Genomic DNA, 17,105 nt, shown 5'->3' with positions numbered 1-17,105 from the left:
GCCATGGCAAAATCCCTCATCAGGGGCAGCGAAGGCGACGATCTCGTGGAGACCCACGAGATCAATGTCACGCCGTTCATCGACGTGATGCTCGTGCTCCTCATCATTTTCATGGTCGCGGCGCCTCTTTCGACGGTAGACGTCAATATCGACCTGCCTGCCTCGACAGCTACGCCGGCGCCGCGGCCCGACGAGCCGGTTTTCCTCACGCTTGCTGCCGATCTGGCGCTATCGGTCGGCAACGATGGCGTTGCGCGGGAGGCGCTGGGGGGCGCTCTGGACGGCATCACGCAAGGCAACCGCGAGGCGCGCATCTTCCTGCGCGCCGATAAGGCAGTCGCGTATGGCGACCTGATGGAGGTGATCAACCTCCTGCGTGCTGCCGGCTATCTGAAGGTGGGCTTGGTCGGGCTCGAGGATGCGCCACCTGCCGCAAGTGCACCGGCGTCGGGTGATCCCGTCGACGGCGCAGCGGACTAGGGTCCGGTCCGGCATGGGCGAGTTGGAGATCCCGCCCGACGCATGCATCGGGCGGCCTCAGGTGGCCGGCTGGCTTGTGGCCGGACTCGCGGCCTTGGGCCTCCATGCGGGCGTCTTGTGGGCAGCGCATCGCGCGGACGCGAACGATTCGTATGGCGACCTGCCGGAGGCCGTCACGATTGAGCTTGCGCCGCTTCCGGCCGAGCCGGAGCCGATCGAGGAGAATGTCGCCGAGGTCCCGGAACCGGCCGACCCGGCTCCGCTGGCTGAGCCGGAACCCGAACCGATACCGGACGAGATCACCGAGGCGCCGGAGCCGATTCCTCAACCCGAGCCGGAGCCGACCCTGCAGCCTCAGCCAGAGCCGGCCCCGCAGCCGGAGCGTGGGCCCCAACCGGTACCGGAAAAGATCAGCGACGCACCCGCACCCAATCCAGTCCTGCAGCCGCAGGAGGCTCCAGTGCCGGCAGAGATTGCTGTGCCGGCCGAAGATCCGGCCGAGCCGGAGGTGGCGGATTTGGTGACGCCGGAAAAAAACGCTCCGCTGCCGTTGCCGCGCCCAGAGCCTACCGCCCGGCCCGAGCCTATTGAACGTGCGGCGGAGAGGTCGGCCCCAGCGGAAAGGCCGGCGCGTAAGGAGGCGCAGAAAGCGCCGCCACCTGCCGCGAAGGCAGCCTCCGCCCGTGCGAGCCAGGCCCGGCCGAAGGTCAGCGCCGGTGCCGCGCTGATCCAACGCCGCCAAGCACCCGCTGTCTCTCCCGCGCGCTGGCAGTCGAAGCTCGTTTCATATCTGAACCGCCACAAGCGCTATCCACGCGCGGCGCGCTCGCGAAGGGAAGAGGGCACTGCCCAGCTTGCGTTCACCATAGACGCATCTGGACGGGTATTGTCGGCACGGATCACCCGTTCGTCGGGCAGCGCGGAGATCGACGGCGAAGTGCTCGCCATGATCCGCCGCGCATCACCGCTCCCCGCCCCGCCGGCAGAGATCGCCAGATCACGCATGGACCTATCGGTGCCGATCAGTTTTTCGCTCCGCTAAGCGGGTAGCGGCCCAGAGCGGATTGCAGTGTAAGGTGACGCGATGTGGCGGCCGCAGAGATCTCCATTAGCTGCTGCCTTGTCGTCAGCCCTGTCGCGGCAAGACCGTAAGCACCCGTTCGATGAAGACGCGGAAGTCGGCCATATAGGTTTTCAGGAACTCGGCGGTGGAATCCGCTGTCACCTCGCCATCGTCGTCGATCAGGCCCGGCGTGAACTGGATGTAAGCTTCCGGCGCATTCATCTGGGGCGAATTGCAGAAACCCAAGATGCTGCGCAGGTGCTGCTGGCCGATAGCGGTGCCGATCGCGCCCGGGGAAGTTCCGATCACCGCTGAAGGTTTTCTGGTGAATGCATTCTGGCCGTACGGCCTGCTTGCCCAGTCGATCGCATTCTTCAGAGATCCGGGTATCGAACGATTGTATTCGGGCGTGACGAAGAGGACCGCATCCACATTGGCGATGGCCTGCTTGAGCTGCCTGGCCACCTCCGGATAGTTGGAGTCATAGTCGTAGCTGTAGAGCGGCAGATCCCGGATGGGTATCTCCCGGAATTCCAGGTCCGGAGGAGCGAGCTTGACAAGAGCCAGCGCCAGCTTGCGGTTGATCGATTGGGAAGCAAGGCTACCGACCAGATAGCCGACCTCATATTTTGCCATGGGACGATCCTTTCGTTCGCACGCGGTCGGCCCACCCCGGTCCGACTATGCACTTTTCATAGGGCCGTTCCACAGGTTCCTCGGATTTCTTGAGGCGCGTTGCTCGCTCAACGTTGCTGTCTCCTCGGGAACCTTTCGGCGCGGGCAGCGATTGGGAGCGCCTACGGCGCGTGGGCGGCTAAGCATCCTAGAGGAGGAACCCTATGCGGGCCCGGATTGTCATGATGAGTCTCCCGTTGGCACTCGCTTCGGTGGCATTGGTGCACGCCCAGGAGGTGCGCACCGGAGCCGATGCGTTCGGCACCTGGGAAACTGACGCGCCCGGTGTAAGCCGGCACATCAAACCTGCCGACCTGCCGGCGCCGACTCTCACTGAGAACGATCCGGAGGCTCCGGATTTTGAGAACGCGGCGAAGGTCGTCGAGGCGCCGCAAGGCAAGATGCCGGATGTGCCGGCCGGCTTCGCGGTGCAAGTGTTCGCCACCGGCCTGAACAAGCCTCGCGTCCTCCGGACCGCCCCGAATGGCGACATCTTCGTGGCGGAAAGCGGAAGCGGACGCGTACTGGTCTTGGCCGCCGACGCGGCTGGAGGCGCCCCGGCGACATCCGAGGTCTTCGCCGAGGGGCTGGAGAAGCCTTTCGGCATCGCGTTCCATCCGCCGGCCGAACCGCGATACGTGTATGTGGCGGCGGCCAACCAGGTCGTTCGCTACCCATACAAGGCTGGCGACCGCAAGGCGAGCGGGCCGGCCGAGGTCATCATCGCGGACATCCCTACCCAGCGGCACTGGACGCGCGACTTGGCGGTCTCGCCGGACGGCCAACGCCTGTTCGTCTCGATCGGCTCGTCTTCAAATGTCGCCGCCGGGATGCCGCAGAAGTCAGCAGAGGAGATCAAGGCATTCGAGAAGACGCACGGGGTAGGTGCGGCCTGGGGCGATGAGGAGAACCGGGCCGTGGTGCGCGCATTCGATGCTGAGGGCGAGAAGGTCCGCAATTTTGCGACCGGCCTTCGCAATTGCTCCGGCATGGCCATGCAGCCCGGGGCCAACACCTTGTGGTGCACGGGCAACGAACGCGACCACCTCGGCCCCAACCTGGTTCCGGATTTCCTGACCACCGTGCAGGAGCACGGGTTCTACGGCTGGCCCTGGTACTACACTGGTGGCAACGAGGACCCGGCGCATGCCGGTGAGCGACCCGATCTCAAGGACAAGGTGATCGTGCCGGACGTCTTGCTCCAGGCCCATTCATCGACCCTGCAGCTTGTCTTCTACGACAAGGATGCGTTTCCGGCGGAGTACCGCGGCGATGCTTTCGCGACCATGCACGGGTCGTGGAATCGGGAAGAAAGGACCGGATACAAGGTGATCCGTGCCCGCATGAAGGACGGCAAGCCGACCGGCGTGTACGAAGACTTCATGACCGGATTCGTGCTGGACAAGGAGAGAGTTTGGGGCCGACCGGCCGGCATCGCGGTGACACAGGACGGCGCTCTGCTGGTCAGTGACGATGCCAACGGCACGATTTTCCGGGTGGCGCCGCAAAAGCAATAGACTCCCTCTCGACGCGCAGGCTGCGTCAGCGCTGATCGTCCTTTTCGCTCGGACTTGCGACGGGGAGTTGCCAGCCGCGCCGGATAGCCGTCAAGCGAAGTCCGAAGCAGAGCGCCGCGCCGGCGATCGCTGCTGCGCCCGAGGGGAGGTGCAGCAGGTTGCCTGCGACGACCACCGCGGCGCCGGCCAATGCGGCCACCGCGTAAAGGTCGGCGCGCAGCACCGTTGGTATCTCGGCGACGAGCACATCACGCACCATGCCGCCGCCGATCCCAGTCAACATGCCGAGCAGGGCGGCGGCTATCGGATTAAGGCCGAAGGCAAGCGCCTTGCTCGCGCCGGAGACGGCGAACAGCGCCAGCCCCCCAGCGTCGAACAGAAGGACTGCGCTTTGTACCCGGTCGATCCTGGTGAACCATAGAAAGGTAGCCACACCTGCCAGGAGGGACACGCCAAGGTAGCGCCAGTCGCTGATCGCTGCGGGCGGGACAGCGCCGATCATGATGTCGCGCGTGATGCCGCCGAAGTTTCCTGCAACGAACGACAGCACCAAGACCCCAAATAGGTCGAGGCGGCTCTTCACGCCGGCGCTGGCGCCGCTGAGCGCGAATACAAAGGTGCCGAGAAGGTCGAGCACCAACAGGAATGTGGTCATCGCAGCGGCCGACCCCAGGCAGGACGAAGGCTCACTCTATGCGCCCCGGGAGCGATCGACCAGTCAGTCGCCTATGCCGCCGACAGCCAGGCCCGCGCGGCTACGACCATTGTCTCCACCCCCGTCTCCAGAGTTGGGTGAAGGACCGGCGCGAAGCGCGGGCTGTGGTTGACAGGAAGGTCGTTGAGGCGGCCCGCTTGCTTGGCCTTCGCGTAAGTGTCGGGATCCGTTCCACCGACGAACCAGAACACCGAAGGGACTTCCCACGCGGTTCCAAAACATCCGAAGTCTTCGCTTGCCGGAGCGGGTCCCGTGTGGACGACGCGGTCAGCCCCGAAATAGTCGCGGAATGCGGCCGCCACGCGGTCGCTCGCCTGCTTGTCGTTGACGTTGAGGGGATACTGATCGAGGGGAGTGATCTCCGGCGGCCGCGGTGCCCCCGACGCCTCGGCTTCGGCCTTCACGATCCGATCGATGGCGGCGAGTACCCGCTTGCGGACCCCCGCATCGAATGTCCGGACATTGAGCTTGATGAGCGCCTCGTCCGGTATGACGTTCTCCTTTGTGCCGGCCTGCAGGACGCCGATGGTGACCACGGCCGACTCGGTCGCGGCGACCTCGCGCGAAACGATGCCCTGAAGCCGCATGACCGTTGCCGCTGCCATGACGACGGGATCGATGCTGGCCTGCGGCATGGAACCATGGGCACCGCGGCCGAACAGGCGAATCTGCAGACTGTCCGCGGCCGAGGTGATCGGGCCCGCGCTGCCGGCGATGTTCCCGGCCGATCCGACCATGACGTGCTGGCCGAGGACGACCGCCGGCTTGGGAAAACGATCCAACAGGTGATCGTCGATCATCGCCCGAGCGCCTTGCGCGGTTTCTTCACCCGGCTGGAAGACCGCCATCAGTGTTCCGTGCCACGCTTCGCGTGCTTGCGCGAGCAGGTTGGTCGCGCCGACGAGCCAGGCGACGTGCATATCGTGGCCGCACATGTGCCCCACAGGCACCGTCTTCCCGTCGCGATCTTTCGACTTCACCTTGCTGGCATAGGGCAGGCCGGTGGCTTCCTCGATGGGAAGCGCATCCATGTCGGCGCGCAGCATGATCGTGGGGCCATCGCCATTGCGCAGCAGGCCGACGACACCGGTCTTGCCCACTCCGGTGGTCACTTCGTAGCCGGCGGCGCGCAGACGGTCCGCCGCTAAACCTGCGGTCCTGTTCTCCTGCATGGAGAGCTCAGGATGCGAATGCACGTCCTTGTAGAGCGCTTCGAGGTCCGGCAGCAGGCCATCGAGCTTCGACAGAACCGGGTCTGCCGAATTGGGGTGAGACGTGTTCATGGATTTTGCCTTTGCAGTTCTACGGCGCGGCCCGGGCGGGCACAGGCACCGACCAATCTGCAGCTTTCGCTGTTTAGCCATAGACAAAAGAAAGCGCCGCTCGAGCGGCCGAACCTTTCTGATCATGGCCTCCGTCACTGCGGTCGTTGTCAACGCCCGCAGCGGGCCGGCGTTCCGGGAGACCTGCGGAACGGGCCAGATCGCGTCGTGTTCTGACTGGACTGCCGGAATGCGTACCAGCACAACTCCCGACCCGCTCATCGATGCCAAGTTGGCGGGAGCGTGAGGACGACGCGGAATGGCGCCCATGAACCGCACGCCCGACGCGGAAGAAGCGTCTCAGAAGGAAAAACGGGAAAGTATCGACCGCGCGTTGGGCCTCGGCCTGATCACCGCGCGCTATACCCCATCCCGCCGACAGCTCACTTCGATCTGTCCTCAACAGCGAAAACGGCGTTGAAACTGGCCGGTGCGAGCGATTCGGTCGGGCCGATAAGGTTTATGTTTCCGCGTTTTATCGTGACGATCTGAGGTCCAGCGTGAGGTACTTCCAGTCTTCCTTCGAGCACGCGTACCGCCATTTCGATGGATAGCGCTCCTTGCCGAACAGGAAAGTCAGTCGGAGCGGCGAGGACGCGGCCGCGCTTGATGCCGCGATAGACCCCATGGCTCATATAGGTTGAAACGACCCCGATCCGATCCGACAGGTCGCGGGCGCGCAGAAGCGATATCGCAGCTTCTGCCATTGGACCGCTGCCGACCAGGTAGTCGAGATGGGTCATGGTGTCGAGCACGTCCTCGACGAGCAGGACCTGCTGTTCGACGCCGGTATCTCCGAAGCGCACCGCGACGATCTTGGCCGAGCTTCGCGCTATCGCCTCGTAAAAGCCCTGTTCGACGAAGCGCACCCAGCCTGCGCCCTTCGGTCCCGGAAACCAAGCGACCCGGACGGGTGCCGAGCCCTTCGGGTGCCGGTCCGCAATGGCGCGCCCTGCCGCACGACCCATCTCTCGCCAGGGCACGCTCGCCTTTGCACTGATGCCGCGATCCTCGATGTCGTTCACGGTGGCGATGACAGGCTTGCGGCGCGCAACCTCTTCGACTGTTGGCGTCAGCCCGTCGAAGGAGACGGTCCCGAGGATCACCGCGTCAAAATCACGTGCGCCGCAGGCCGCCAACTGCTCCTTCTGCCGCAGGAGGTTGGGGTAGCCGCCCGCCTCAAAGAGTTCGAAGGAGACGCCCAGCCGCTCGGCTTCTCGGACCATGCCGTAATTGACGCTGAGCCAGTATGCGTCCTTGAGGTGAGGATAGAGGATGCAGAGCTTCCAGGGACGGGAGGCGCGCTCAAGCGGATGGTACGCGATCGATAGCCCGATGCTGGCGTCGTCGAAGGCGACCGAGCGCGCTTCCAGCGCCCAGGTCTCATCCGTTCGGGCCACTTCGGCGGGAAACATCAGGGCAACAAGCAGAAGCGCCGATACTAGTCTGGACAGTGCGGACATGAATGATGCTAGCCTTCCCCGCCTTGGCGGCCCGCCGGGCCGATGGGGGACAGGTTTGCGGAAGATCTTCTTCAAGTCGAGTCTCGGGGGAAGGTTGCTCGTCGCCTTCCTCGTGATTGTCGCGTTTCCGGCCGGCTCCGGCCTGCTGGGCTGGTTTCAGTTGCGCGATGCCGCGCGCAACCAGACGGCTGTGGTGACTGAAGCCATTCCTGCAATTGCCGAGGTGCGGGGCGTTGCAGACGAAACGAGCCGCCTTGTGGCCGTAGCTCCGGAACTTGCCTCCGTCAGCAACGAGGCTGCGCGGTCGGAGCGGACCGCCTACCTCGTCGCGAAAGTGGATGCCTTGCGCGAGCGGCTTCGGCGCTATGAAACGGGTGCGCAGAGCGATGTCGCGGGCGCCCTCAAAGCCGAGCAGGAGGTTCGTGCCGCGATCATGAGGCTCGACCAGCTTGTTCGCCAGCGGCTTCACCTCATTCGGAGGCAAGAAGAGCGGCTTCAGCAGAGCATCGATGCGACCAAGGAACTGACCGACATCGCTGACACGCTGGTCGCCAACGCCCAGATGGGTACCTCGGCCATGATCTCGAATCTGTATGAAATGGAGGAGAGTTCCGAGAGCGACGTCACGGATCGGCTCGATGCACTCGATTGGCTGATCGAGGTCGATCTCTTTCAACTGGGCCTGATGTTCGAATTGCGCGCGCAGGCATCGGAGACGGGGCTTCTGCTCAACCGGGTGGCCAGCGTAGGCACGGCCGAGGCGCTCGCCTCGCTGCGCGAAGAACTGGAGCGCCGCGCTGCGATCATGGCCCGCCGCTTGGCCGGAGTGAAGGACCCAAGCCGTGCACAGAGGGCACTTTCACTGCTGCGCACGGTCGGGCTTGGCCCGGTTCCATCTCCCAACTCCGCGAACCTCTTTGCGGTGACGGGGTCGATCCTGACCCTGACCGGGCAAATCGAAGCTGCGCAGAGCGAAGTCCAGCGGGCGGCGGCAAAGCTCGATGTCGAGGCGGCGGCGCTGGCCGACAGGATCCAGGCCAGTGCCGTTTTGGCCGGAGAAACAGCCGACGCGGCCATCCGCGCAACGCAGCGGCTCTATCTCTCCGCCTCGCTCCTGGCGCTGATCGTCTCGCTCGGTGTCATCTGGACCTACATCCGCGGCAATATCGTGCGGCGGCTGGACGCTCTCTCGGCAACAATGACCCGGCTGGCAGAGGGAGACCTCGGCGCACCTGTGATACCTGGGGGAAGCGACGAGATCGCCCGCATGGCCGCCTCGGTCGAGGTATTCCGGCGACAGGCCATCGCCAATCGTGAACTCCAGTCGGAACGGGAGCGCCATCTGGACGAACTGCGCGCGCACCGCAGCGAGTTGCAGCGGTTGGTCGATGAACGGACCGAACAGCTTCGCGGTGAGGTCGCCGCGCACGACGCCGCACGACACAGGGCGGAGGCCGCCGACCGTGCCAAATCGGAATTCCTCGCCATGATGAGCCATGAGATCCGCACGCCGATGAATGGCGTACTCGGCATGCTGCGGAGTCTGTCGCGCGATAATCTGACCGAACGCCAAGTGACCCAACTCGAAGCGGCGCTGTCCTCCGGCAAGGGCCTGATGAGCATCCTCAACAGCATCCTGGATTACTCCAAGCTCGAGAGCGGCCTCGCCGAACAGCACGTCCTGCGCTTCCGCCTGGGGGATGTGACGCATGATATCGCACTGCTGATGGCCCCGGTCGCCGAGGAGAAGGGACTTGACCTTATCTGCCAGGACCTCGACCCGCGGCTGCCCGTCTATGAGGGAGACATCGGCAAGATCCGGCAAATCCTGTTCAACCTCGTTTCGAATGCGGTCAAGTTCACCGATGTCGGCCGCGTCACCATCCGCGCCGAGGCGGAACCCGCGGGGGAGGGGTGGGGCCAGCGCTTCATCGTGGAGGATACGGGCAGGGGTATTTCGGCAGAGGCGCTGGGCCGGATCTTCGAGCCCTTCGAGCAGGAAAGCCACAGCACGGCCCGCAGCCACGGCGGGACGGGCCTCGGTCTGACCATCTCGCGCCGGCTGGCGAAACTGATCGGCGGCAGCCTGTCCGTCGAAAGCACGCCCGGTGTTGGGTCGGTGTTCACCCTCTCGCTCCGCCTTCCCGTCGCGTCCCGAGACGAAGAAGCAGACCAGCCGTCCGCGCCGATCCTGCCTCCAACGGGCGCTTCGATCCTGGTCGTCGAGGATCACGCGGTCAATCAGGAGGTCGTGCTTGCATACCTGGAAAGCGTGGGACAGCGGGGAACCGTTGCCGGGACCGGCGGGGAGGCCTTGGTCCTGCTGAACGAAAGGGATTTCGATCTCGTACTCATGGACGTGAACTTGCCCGGCATTTCGGGGATCGAGGCGACACGGCGCATCCGCGCGATGGAGGACGCGCGACTATCCGGCCTTCCGATCATAGGCGTGTCGGCCCACGTCCAGCCGGAGGACATTTCGAATTGCCTGCAGGCTGGTATGAACGCGGTGGTGCCGAAACCGATAGAGCCGGAAAGGCTCGCAGCCGAGTTGACCCGCTGGATCGCCGCCTCTGCGGGGGAAGAGGTGCCGGTCGACGCAGTGCTGCAGACGCTTCAGGACCTCGGTCCCGAGCGTACGCTGAACCTCGTTCGGCTGATGCGGAGCCGCCTCGACTCCGAGGGCGAGGCGATCGCCGCGGCAATGGCAGCCGGCGACATGGCGCGCCTGTCGCGCCGGGCGCATCAACTGAAGGGCGCGATCGGCAACTTCGATTTTCCCGATCTGGTCGAGCACCTGGGCCGGATTTGCCGTAGCGCCGATAGCGGCGACCGTGACGGTGTCGCGCGCGAAGTTGCGGCCCTGCCTGAACTCATACTGGTCGCTCAGCGCGCGCTCGACTGCGCCGAGAGGCAACTGGTTGAGGATGCGACTCGCTAGCTAAGCTGCGCTGTGAAGACATATCCCTCGCCGTGCGACGTCTCGATTATTTTCGGGGCCCGAGTGTCGTCGCCCAGCTTTGCGCGGAGCCGCTTGATCATCACATCGATCGTCCGCGAATTGGTGCCGTTCTGGCGGTGGGTGAAGGTGGCGAGAAGCCGGTCTCGGTCCATGATGATTCCGGGGTTGAGAACCAGCGCCCGCAGAAGCTTGAACTCGGCTTGGGTAAGCGTGATCACCTCGCCCTCCGGGCCGATCAATTGGCGTGACGCTGTATCGAAGGAGAAGCCTGCAAAGTGCACGGTTCGGCGAGCGAACTGTCGCATCGCGGCTGTCCTGCGCAACAGGTTCTTCGCCCGGGCCAGCAACTCCCGGCGATTGAAGGGCTTGCAAACGTAGTCGTCGGCCCCGAGTTCCAGCCCCACGATGCGGTCGACGTCGTCGGTCCGCCCCGAGAGCAGAATGATGCCGATCTCCGAGCGCGCCCGCTGCTCACGCGTGATCTCCAGCCCGTCCTTCCCTGGAAGGTTGATGTCGACGATCAGCAGGTCGGCAGTGTCCTGGGCGAGGACTTTCTCGGCCTGTTCGGCGCCCGAACATTCGCTGACGCGGTAGCTGAACGATTCGAAATATCCCGCGAGCGCCAGGCGCGTGACCGGATCATCCTCGATGATGACGATATGGGCCGAGCCTGGTTGCATGCACCGTTCCCCCGCGGCAATTCGTTCCTTCTGTTAATATTCTGTAACAACTTTATCCAGTCCGTTCACGGGACCTGTCTGACGCATTCACAACTCTTCCCTAGCATCGCCGCTCGGAGAATTCCGATTTTCCGAGGCGTCCGGATCGGCCCGGGCGATAATCAAGAGGGGAACACACAGAATGCAGAGAATGCTTCTCGCGCTCGCGACGACTGCTGCGATGGCGATCCTTCCGGCCACAACGCTCCGCGCGGAGGATTCCTCCGATGCGATCGTCATTCCGATCCACAACTGGTCGAGCCAGATCGTCATGAGCCACGCCATTGGCCAGATCTTCGAAGGGCTGGGCAACTCGGTCGAATATGTTTCCACGGACAGCCAAGCAGTCTACGAGGCGGTGCGCCTGGGTGATGCCACCCTCGAGGTCGAGGTGTGGGAAGGCGCATTCGGCGCATCGTTCCAAGCGGCGTTGGAAAAGGGCGGCATCGAGGACGTCGCCACCCACAATGCCATCACTCGCGAGGACTGGTGGTATCCGACGTGGACCAAGGAGGCCTGTCCCGGCCTGCCGGACTGGAAGGCGCTGAACGAATGCGCCAAGGCCTTCGCTACGCCCGAGACCGGCGAGAAGGGCCGTTTCCTTGGCGGTCCAGTGGATTGGCTGAAGCACGACCAGGAGAAGGTCGATGCCTTGGGCATGAATTTCGTCGTGGTCAACGCCGGTTCCGCCGCCGCTCTGTGGGCCGAGATCGCTGCCGCCGAGAAGAACAAGACACCGATTGTGGTGTTCAACTGGACGCCCAACTTTGCCGAAGCCGTTTGGCCCGGCGAGTTCGTCGAGTTCCCGAAATGGGAAGAGGGCTGCGACAAGGATCCGAAGGTCGGTCCGCATGCGGACAAGGTCTACGACTGCGGCAACCCGGCCGACGGCTACCTGAAGATCGCCGCCTGGACCGGCATGAAGGACAAGTGGCCGAAGGCCTATGCGACGCTGCAGAAGGTCACCTTCACCAATCCGCAGATCGCCGAGATGGCGAAGCTCGTCGACGTCGACGGGATGGAGCCCGAGGACGCCGCAGCCGCCTGGCTCAAGGCGAACGAGGCCGTCTGGAAGCCTTGGACCGAATGAACTCTCCCGCCAAATTCGGTGACCCAGTCGTCACGTGCCCACCCGGCTTGTCCGGGTGGGAGCTTTCAAGGGAGTCCCGCGTGAGCGAGGCGGACGTCGTTATTTCCTGTCACAATGTCTGGAAGGTTTTTGGCAAAGGGGCCGAGAAGCTCCGCCTTACGTCCGCTACCACCGCCGAGGAGTTGCGGAGCACTGGCTATATCGCGGCCGTCCGGGATGTCTCGCTTTCGGTGCGTCGCGGCGAGATGCTGGTCGTCATGGGCCTATCGGGCTCCGGCAAATCCACGCTGGTGCGCTGCCTTGCGCGATTGGTCGATGTCACCAGCGGCGCAGTCATGGTCGAGGGACGCGACATCGGCGCCATGACCGAAGCGGAGCTCATCCAGTTGCGCCGCGCCAAGATGGGCATGGTGTTCCAGAGCTTCGGGCTGCTGCCGCATCGCACGGCCATCGAGAACGTGGCCTTTCCGCTCGAGATGCGCGGTCAGGACCGCGCGACCCGACTCGCCCGCGCACGGGCGATGATGGAACTGGTCGGCCTGAAGGGACGCGAAGACTACTTCCCGCGCGAGCTTTCAGGTGGCCAGCAGCAGCGCGTCGGCATCGCCCGTTCGCTCGCGGTCGAGCCCGACATCTGGTTTCTCGACGAGCCCTTCTCGGCGCTCGACCCGCTTATCCGGCGCGAGATGCAGGACGAGTTCCTGCGGCTGAAATCCATGGTCGCAAAGACCATCGTGTTCATCACCCATGATTTCGACGAGGCGCTTCGGCTCGCCGACCGGATAGCCATCATGAAGGACGGCGCGGTCGAACAGTGCGACACCCCGGAGCGCATCGTGATGGCCCCGGCAAGCGAGTATGTCGCGAAGTTCACGTCGGCGATCGATCGCGGCCGCGTCATCCGAGCCGGTGCGCTGGCGGAGTTGCCAGCAGGCCGCATGCTCGAAGGTCCGCCTGTGCTGGCCCACCAAACGTTGCGTGAACTCGCGCACCAACTCGTCTGCGATCCGCGCAACCTGATCCCGGTCGTCACGGGCGAGGGGCGCCCGGTCGGCGGACTCGACAAGTCGCGCGCGGTCGAACTCCTCTTCGGTGGAGAGGCGTAATGCCGGCACGACTCTCGGCATGGCCGGTTCTGCTGGCCCTGGCCGTCGTGCTCGCGGCGGCGCAGTCCGTGCTGCCGCAGGCGCTTCATCGCCCGCCGGAATGGCTGGTCCTGCCCTTCGCGCACTGGATCAACTCGATCTTCGTCTTCGTGCAGGAGGACCTCGGGCTGATGAGCCTGACGCGGGCTTTCTCCGATCTGGTCGAGTTCTGTCTCGATGTCACCGCGAACCTCCTCTATGGCAAGAGCCGCTGGCCCCATCTCGGCCCGATCCCGTGGACGGTGATTGCCGTTGCGGCAGGGGCGGTGGGCTATGCGCTCTCGGGCTGGCGGCTTGCGGTGTTCTCGGCGGGAACCTTCGTCTGGATCGCCGTGATGGGTCAGTGGAAATGGGCGATGGAGACGCTGTCGGTCATCGTCGTCGCGGCGCCCTTCTCGGTGGCGCTTGGGCTGACCATGGGCATCCTTGCCTGGCGATCCGCAACTGTCGAGCGGGTGCTGAACCCAATCCTCAACGTCGCGCAGTCGCTGCCCCACTTCGCCTACATGATCCCGGTCGTCGTCTTCATCGGAATCGGACCCAAGGCGGGCGCGATCGTTACGATCATCTTTTCCGTTCCTCCGATGATCCGCATGACCTTGCTCGGGCTGCGCAAGGTCTCGCCAGAGATCATCGAGAGCGGCCAGATGAGCGGAGCGACCCGGCTGCAGCTCATGACCCGGGTCCGGCTTCCATCCGCTCGGACGGAGATCCTGATCGGCGTGAACCAGGTCATCATGCAGTGCCTGGCCATGGTCGTGCTCGCCTCCTTCATCGGCATGCCGGGATTGGGCCAAAAGCTCCTGCAGCTTCTGCAGGCGCTGAAGATCGGCCTCTCCGCCGAGATCGGAATCACCATCGTCCTTCTCGCCATCCTGCTGGACCGGCTGTCCAGGGCGTGGGCGCTGCGACAGCCCGAACACAATGAAGCGGGCGCTAGCTGGCTCGAACGCCATCGGCTGCTCCTCGTCTGGGCTGTCCCCACGGCGCTCGCCTTCGCGCTGGCGGCCTGGGATCCCTATTTCGTCGAGGTGAAGCGCAATCAGGCGTTGAGTATTGCCGGGCCGATTGACGCTGCGATGGACGTCTTCGTCCGTGCAGCGATTCCCGTCACCGACTGGCTGCGCTGGTTCCTGATCACCTGGGTGCTCATCCCGATGCGCGATGCCTTCCTCTGGCTGCCCTACGTGACGGTCCTGCTCTTCCTCGCCGCGGTCGGCTGGGCCATCGGCGGACTGCGCTCCGCACTGGTGAGCCTTGCCTTCATCATCCCGATCGCGCTCTCCGGCTGGTGGGACAGGGCCATGATCACCATCTACATGGTGACGGTGTCAGTGGTGCTTGCGATCATGATCGGGGTGCCGCTCGGCCTCTGGGGAGCAAGGCGTGCCGCACGCGCAGAGCGTCTGCTCCTGGTCTGCGACTCGTTCCAGACCTTTCCAAGCTTCATCTACCTGATACCGGTCATCATGCTCTTCGGTGTGAACGACGTGGCCGTCATTGCCGCTGTCGTGGTCTTCGCCACGGTGCCGATCGTCCGCTACACGGTAGAAGGCCTGCGAAATGTGCCCGCCGAGATCGTCGAGGCCGCCTCCATGTCGGGCGCCTCGCGCTGGCAGCGGCTGATTCATGCCGAACTGCCGCTCGCGTTGCCCACCATGGTGGTGGGCGCGAACCAGTCGATCATGTTTTCGCTCTTCATGGTCATCATTGCCGCGTTCATTGGCACGCAGGACCTCGGCCAGGAAATGCAGCGCGCGCTTTCGTCGACTGACGTTGGAAAGGGCCTCGTGCTCGGCTTCGCAGTCGCGTTCATCGGCCTGATGGCGGATCATCTACTCGTGCGCTGGTCCGCCGAGCGGAAGCAAAGGCTTGGGATCTGAACGCTTCGCTGGGGGATGCCGCGGCACTCGCGGCCCCCTGGCGACATGCCGCGCCTGGCATGCCTCCTAAAGGGGATGGGGAGTTCCTCTTCCCGCGGCCTTTCGCAGGGTAAATAGACGGGCGGGGCTGCTCCTCCTCCAGCAACTGCTTCCAATCCTAGCGGGTTCTTCGATCCGCAGGCGGTATCCGGAAGCCCAGCCACGGCGACGCGAGCGGTCCGGCTGTTGCCATCTCCTCCTGAAGCTGATCAATTTAGAAGAGGATCAACTGTGACAGGAGAGGCAAATTTTACAGTCCAGTTCGCGAGACACGGTCAGCCCACGCCTGGCGGAAGAACCGGAGAGTATACAGGCGGTAATATGTGACCTGAACGGTATTCTGCGCGGCAAGCGGCTTCCGCTGGAACGGACCGAAAAAGTACTATCGGGGAATGTCCGCATGCCTCTGTCGATCGTCGGGGTCGACATCTGGGGCGAGGATATAGCCACCGGCCAGAACATCTATTCCATTGGCGACCGAGACGGGATCTGCAACGTCACCGGTAGAGGCCCGATCCCGATCAACTGGACGTCGAGGCCGAGCACCCTGGTGCCGCTCTGGATGTTTCATGAGGACGGCACGCCATTCCTGGCGGATCCCCGGCAGGCGCTGGCGGCTGTCGTGAGGGAGTACGAAAAGCTCGGTCTCAAGCCGGTCGTCGCCACCGAGCTCGAATTCTACCTGGTGGACCCGGAATCCGACAGCGCGCTGCCGCCGATCTCTCCCTACACCATGAAGCGTCTCGATTCGGACGCCATCCTGTCGATCGATGAACTCAACGATTTCGGCGACTTCTTCTCCGACATCTACACGGAATGCGAACGCCAGGGCGTGCCTGCCGACGCTGCTGTGGCGGAAAACGGGATCGGCCAGTTCGAAATCAATCTATTGCATCGTGACGATGCGCTCGCCGCCGCCGATGACGCGATATTTCTCAAGCGTATCGTCAAGGGAGTGGCGCGCAGGCACAACCTTGCCGCAACCTTCATGTCCAAGCCGTACGGCACGCGTTCCGGCAGCGGCATGCATGTCCATTTCAGCCTCGTCGACAAGGAAGGTCGCAACGTCTTCGACGACGGCAGCGATCAGGGATCGCCGGTGATGCGAAACGCCGTGGCAGGGCTGCTGCGCAGCATGGCCGAGATGACCTTGGTGTTCGCGCCGCACTACAATTCCTACAGGCGGCTGCGGCCGCGCACCCACGCTCCGGTGTCGGTTGCCTGGGGTTACGAGAACCGGACCGCGGCCATTCGCATTCCCGGCGGCAGCCCGGCAGCGCGGCGCATCGAACACCGGGTCGCCGGCGCGGACGCCAATCCCTATCTCGTTCTGGCGGCCATATTGGGCGGCGCGCTGCTCGGTATACGCGGCGAGTGGACGCCCCCGGATCCGGTGAGCGGGGATGCCTACAGCAACCTGACTCTGTCCCGCATACCTGCGGAGTGGGGCCAGGCGGTCGATGCATTCGCTAGAGGTACCAGCACGGATCAGATCTTTGACCGGCAGTTGATCGAGATGATGGTCGCCTGCAAGAGGCAGGAGATCGCCGGCTTTACCGAGCAGGTCACCGACTACGAGTTCGCTGCCTACCTGGAGATCGTCTAGTCGGAACTGGGGTCGTAGTTCCACATTTGCGATGAGACTGGTGCCGAGGCTGCTGTCTCCTCGGCGCACTGCATTGCCAGGGTGATCGTCGACACATTCCAGCAGGAACAGACCGCTGGATGTGATCGGCGCCACCACGTTCGGCAGTGGCCGGCTCTCTCCGGCTGCGCGTCTCCTCCGGCCAGGCATCTCCGCCTTGGCACCGTTCCAACTCGCTGTGCGACGCGTGCGTTCCAGCGTGTCAGCCGGCGCAGCAGACGAGTTTCCGGGCTAATACCGGTCAGTTCTCGCCGTCGAGCGCAGAGCAAAGGTCGAGGGGGTGGGGCGTTGCGTCGCGCGAGATTCTCGCGTCAACCAACGTATTGACAGGCATTTTTTGTTTCCCCCGTCTGGCGGAATCGATACGGCAGCTTAAGGAACGGTATG

13 protein-coding genes are annotated in these 17,105 nt (G+C 64.2%); 8 read left to right on the top strand and 5 right to left on the bottom strand.

From position 1 onward, the window contains the following. The first annotated feature begins 3 nt into the window (after positions 1-3). Together exbD and HUI96_RS23170 are read left to right on the top strand one after the other, a co-directional pair. Positions 4-480: a TonB system transport protein ExbD gene (gene exbD / locus HUI96_RS23175; protein ID WP_188257082.1), complete on the top strand. Its 477-nt coding sequence runs from the start codon at positions 4-6 to the stop codon at positions 478-480. 61 nt (positions 481-541) lie between these two features. After that, on the top strand, positions 542-1,522 hold the full coding sequence (locus HUI96_RS23170; protein WP_188257081.1) for a TonB family protein: 981 nt from the start codon (positions 542-544) through the stop codon (positions 1,520-1,522). Positions 1,523-1,606: 84 nt separating this feature from the next. Here the strand turns inward: HUI96_RS23170 and HUI96_RS23165 are convergent, their stop codons facing one another. Beyond that, on the bottom strand, positions 1,607-2,179 hold the full coding sequence (locus HUI96_RS23165; RefSeq protein WP_188257080.1) for an NADPH-dependent FMN reductase: 573 nt from the start codon (positions 2,177-2,179) through the stop codon (positions 1,607-1,609). Between the two features lie 203 nt (positions 2,180-2,382). Here HUI96_RS23165 and HUI96_RS23160 point away from each other — a divergent pair, with 203 nt between their 5' ends. Next, positions 2,383-3,735: a PQQ-dependent sugar dehydrogenase gene (locus HUI96_RS23160; RefSeq protein ID WP_188257079.1), complete on the top strand. Its 1,353-nt coding sequence runs from the start codon at positions 2,383-2,385 to the stop codon at positions 3,733-3,735. Positions 3,736-3,760: 25 nt separating this feature from the next. Here the strand turns inward: HUI96_RS23160 and HUI96_RS23155 are convergent, their stop codons facing one another. The 3 genes from HUI96_RS23155 to torT all read right to left on the bottom strand — a co-directional run bounded on the left by HUI96_RS23155 (position 3,761) and on the right by torT (position 7,235). Next, a complete protein-coding gene (locus HUI96_RS23155) occupies positions 3,761-4,390 on the bottom strand; it encodes a trimeric intracellular cation channel family protein (RefSeq protein WP_188257078.1) in 630 nt (209 codons plus the stop codon). Between the two features lie 71 nt (positions 4,391-4,461). Continuing rightward, positions 4,462-5,733, bottom strand: coding sequence for a M20 family metallopeptidase (locus tag HUI96_RS23150; RefSeq protein WP_188257077.1), 1,272 nt, complete (start codon positions 5,731-5,733; stop codon positions 4,462-4,464). Between the two features lie 422 nt (positions 5,734-6,155). Next, complete coding sequence (torT, locus tag HUI96_RS23145; RefSeq protein ID WP_188257076.1) at positions 6,156-7,235, bottom strand: TMAO reductase system periplasmic protein TorT; 1,080 nt, start codon at positions 7,233-7,235, stop codon at positions 6,156-6,158. Between the two features lie 55 nt (positions 7,236-7,290). On the opposite strand from torT, the gene HUI96_RS23140 reads away from it, so the two are divergent. Further along, positions 7,291-10,176, top strand: a complete 2,886-nt coding sequence (locus HUI96_RS23140; protein WP_210320292.1) for an ATP-binding protein — start codon at positions 7,291-7,293, stop codon at positions 10,174-10,176. On the opposite strand, the gene HUI96_RS23135 is transcribed toward HUI96_RS23140, so the two are convergent. Then, complete coding sequence (locus HUI96_RS23135) at positions 10,173-10,877, bottom strand: response regulator (protein WP_188257075.1); 705 nt, start codon at positions 10,875-10,877, stop codon at positions 10,173-10,175. The two genes, HUI96_RS23140 and HUI96_RS23135, sit on opposite strands and share 4 nt — an antisense overlap. A gap of 181 nt (positions 10,878-11,058) precedes the next feature. On the opposite strand from HUI96_RS23135, the gene HUI96_RS23130 reads away from it, so the two are divergent. The 4 genes from HUI96_RS23130 to HUI96_RS23115 all read left to right on the top strand — a co-directional run bounded on the left by HUI96_RS23130 (position 11,059) and on the right by HUI96_RS23115 (position 16,679). Then, positions 11,059-12,006, top strand: a complete 948-nt coding sequence (locus tag HUI96_RS23130) for an ABC transporter substrate-binding protein (RefSeq protein ID WP_188257074.1) — start codon at positions 11,059-11,061, stop codon at positions 12,004-12,006. Between the two features lie 80 nt (positions 12,007-12,086). After that, complete coding sequence (locus HUI96_RS23125; RefSeq protein WP_188257073.1) at positions 12,087-13,112, top strand: ATP-binding cassette domain-containing protein; 1,026 nt, start codon at positions 12,087-12,089, stop codon at positions 13,110-13,112. Further along, positions 13,112-15,034: an ABC transporter permease gene (locus HUI96_RS23120; RefSeq protein ID WP_188257072.1), complete on the top strand. Its 1,923-nt coding sequence runs from the start codon at positions 13,112-13,114 to the stop codon at positions 15,032-15,034. The genes HUI96_RS23125 and HUI96_RS23120 overlap by 1 nt, the downstream gene beginning before the upstream one ends. A gap of 286 nt (positions 15,035-15,320) precedes the next feature. Then, the gene (locus tag HUI96_RS23115; protein ID WP_188257167.1) at positions 15,321-16,679 is read left to right on the top strand and encodes a glutamine synthetase family protein; all 1,359 of its coding nucleotides are present in this window, start codon (positions 15,321-15,323) and stop codon (positions 16,677-16,679) included. Positions 16,680-17,105: the final 426 nt, after the last annotated feature.

Source organism: Pseudaminobacter soli (ex Zhang et al. 2022) (genome assembly GCF_014595955.1).
GTDB classification, from domain to species: Bacteria; Pseudomonadota; Alphaproteobacteria; order Rhizobiales; family Rhizobiaceae; genus Kumtagia; species Kumtagia pseudosoli.
The sequence above is the reverse complement of the archived record's forward strand: the minus strand, read 5'-3'. Positions and strand labels throughout refer to the sequence as shown.

Bases quoted from the DNA above. Each gene is read 5' to 3' on its own strand.
- exbD (WP_188257082.1), top strand. From the start codon at position 4: ATGGCAAAATCCCTCATCAGGGGCAGCGAAGGCGACGATCTCGTGGAG.
- HUI96_RS23165 (WP_188257080.1), bottom strand. From the start codon at position 2,179: ATGGCAAAATATGAGGTCGGCTATCTGGTCGGTAGCCTTGCTTCCCAA.
- HUI96_RS23160 (WP_188257079.1), top strand. From the start codon at position 2,383: ATGCGGGCCCGGATTGTCATGATGAGTCTCCCGTTGGCACTCGCTTCG.
- HUI96_RS23155 (WP_188257078.1), bottom strand. From the start codon at position 4,390: ATGACCACATTCCTGTTGGTGCTCGACCTTCTCGGCACCTTTGTATTC.
- HUI96_RS23150 (WP_188257077.1), bottom strand. From the start codon at position 5,733: ATGAACACGTCTCACCCCAATTCGGCAGACCCGGTTCTGTCGAAGCTC.
- torT (WP_188257076.1), bottom strand. From the start codon at position 7,235: ATGTCCGCACTGTCCAGACTAGTATCGGCGCTTCTGCTTGTTGCCCTG.
- HUI96_RS23135 (WP_188257075.1), bottom strand. From the start codon at position 10,877: ATGCAACCAGGCTCGGCCCATATCGTCATCATCGAGGATGATCCGGTC.
- HUI96_RS23130 (WP_188257074.1), top strand. From the start codon at position 11,059: ATGCAGAGAATGCTTCTCGCGCTCGCGACGACTGCTGCGATGGCGATC.
- HUI96_RS23120 (WP_188257072.1), top strand. From the start codon at position 13,112: ATGCCGGCACGACTCTCGGCATGGCCGGTTCTGCTGGCCCTGGCCGTC.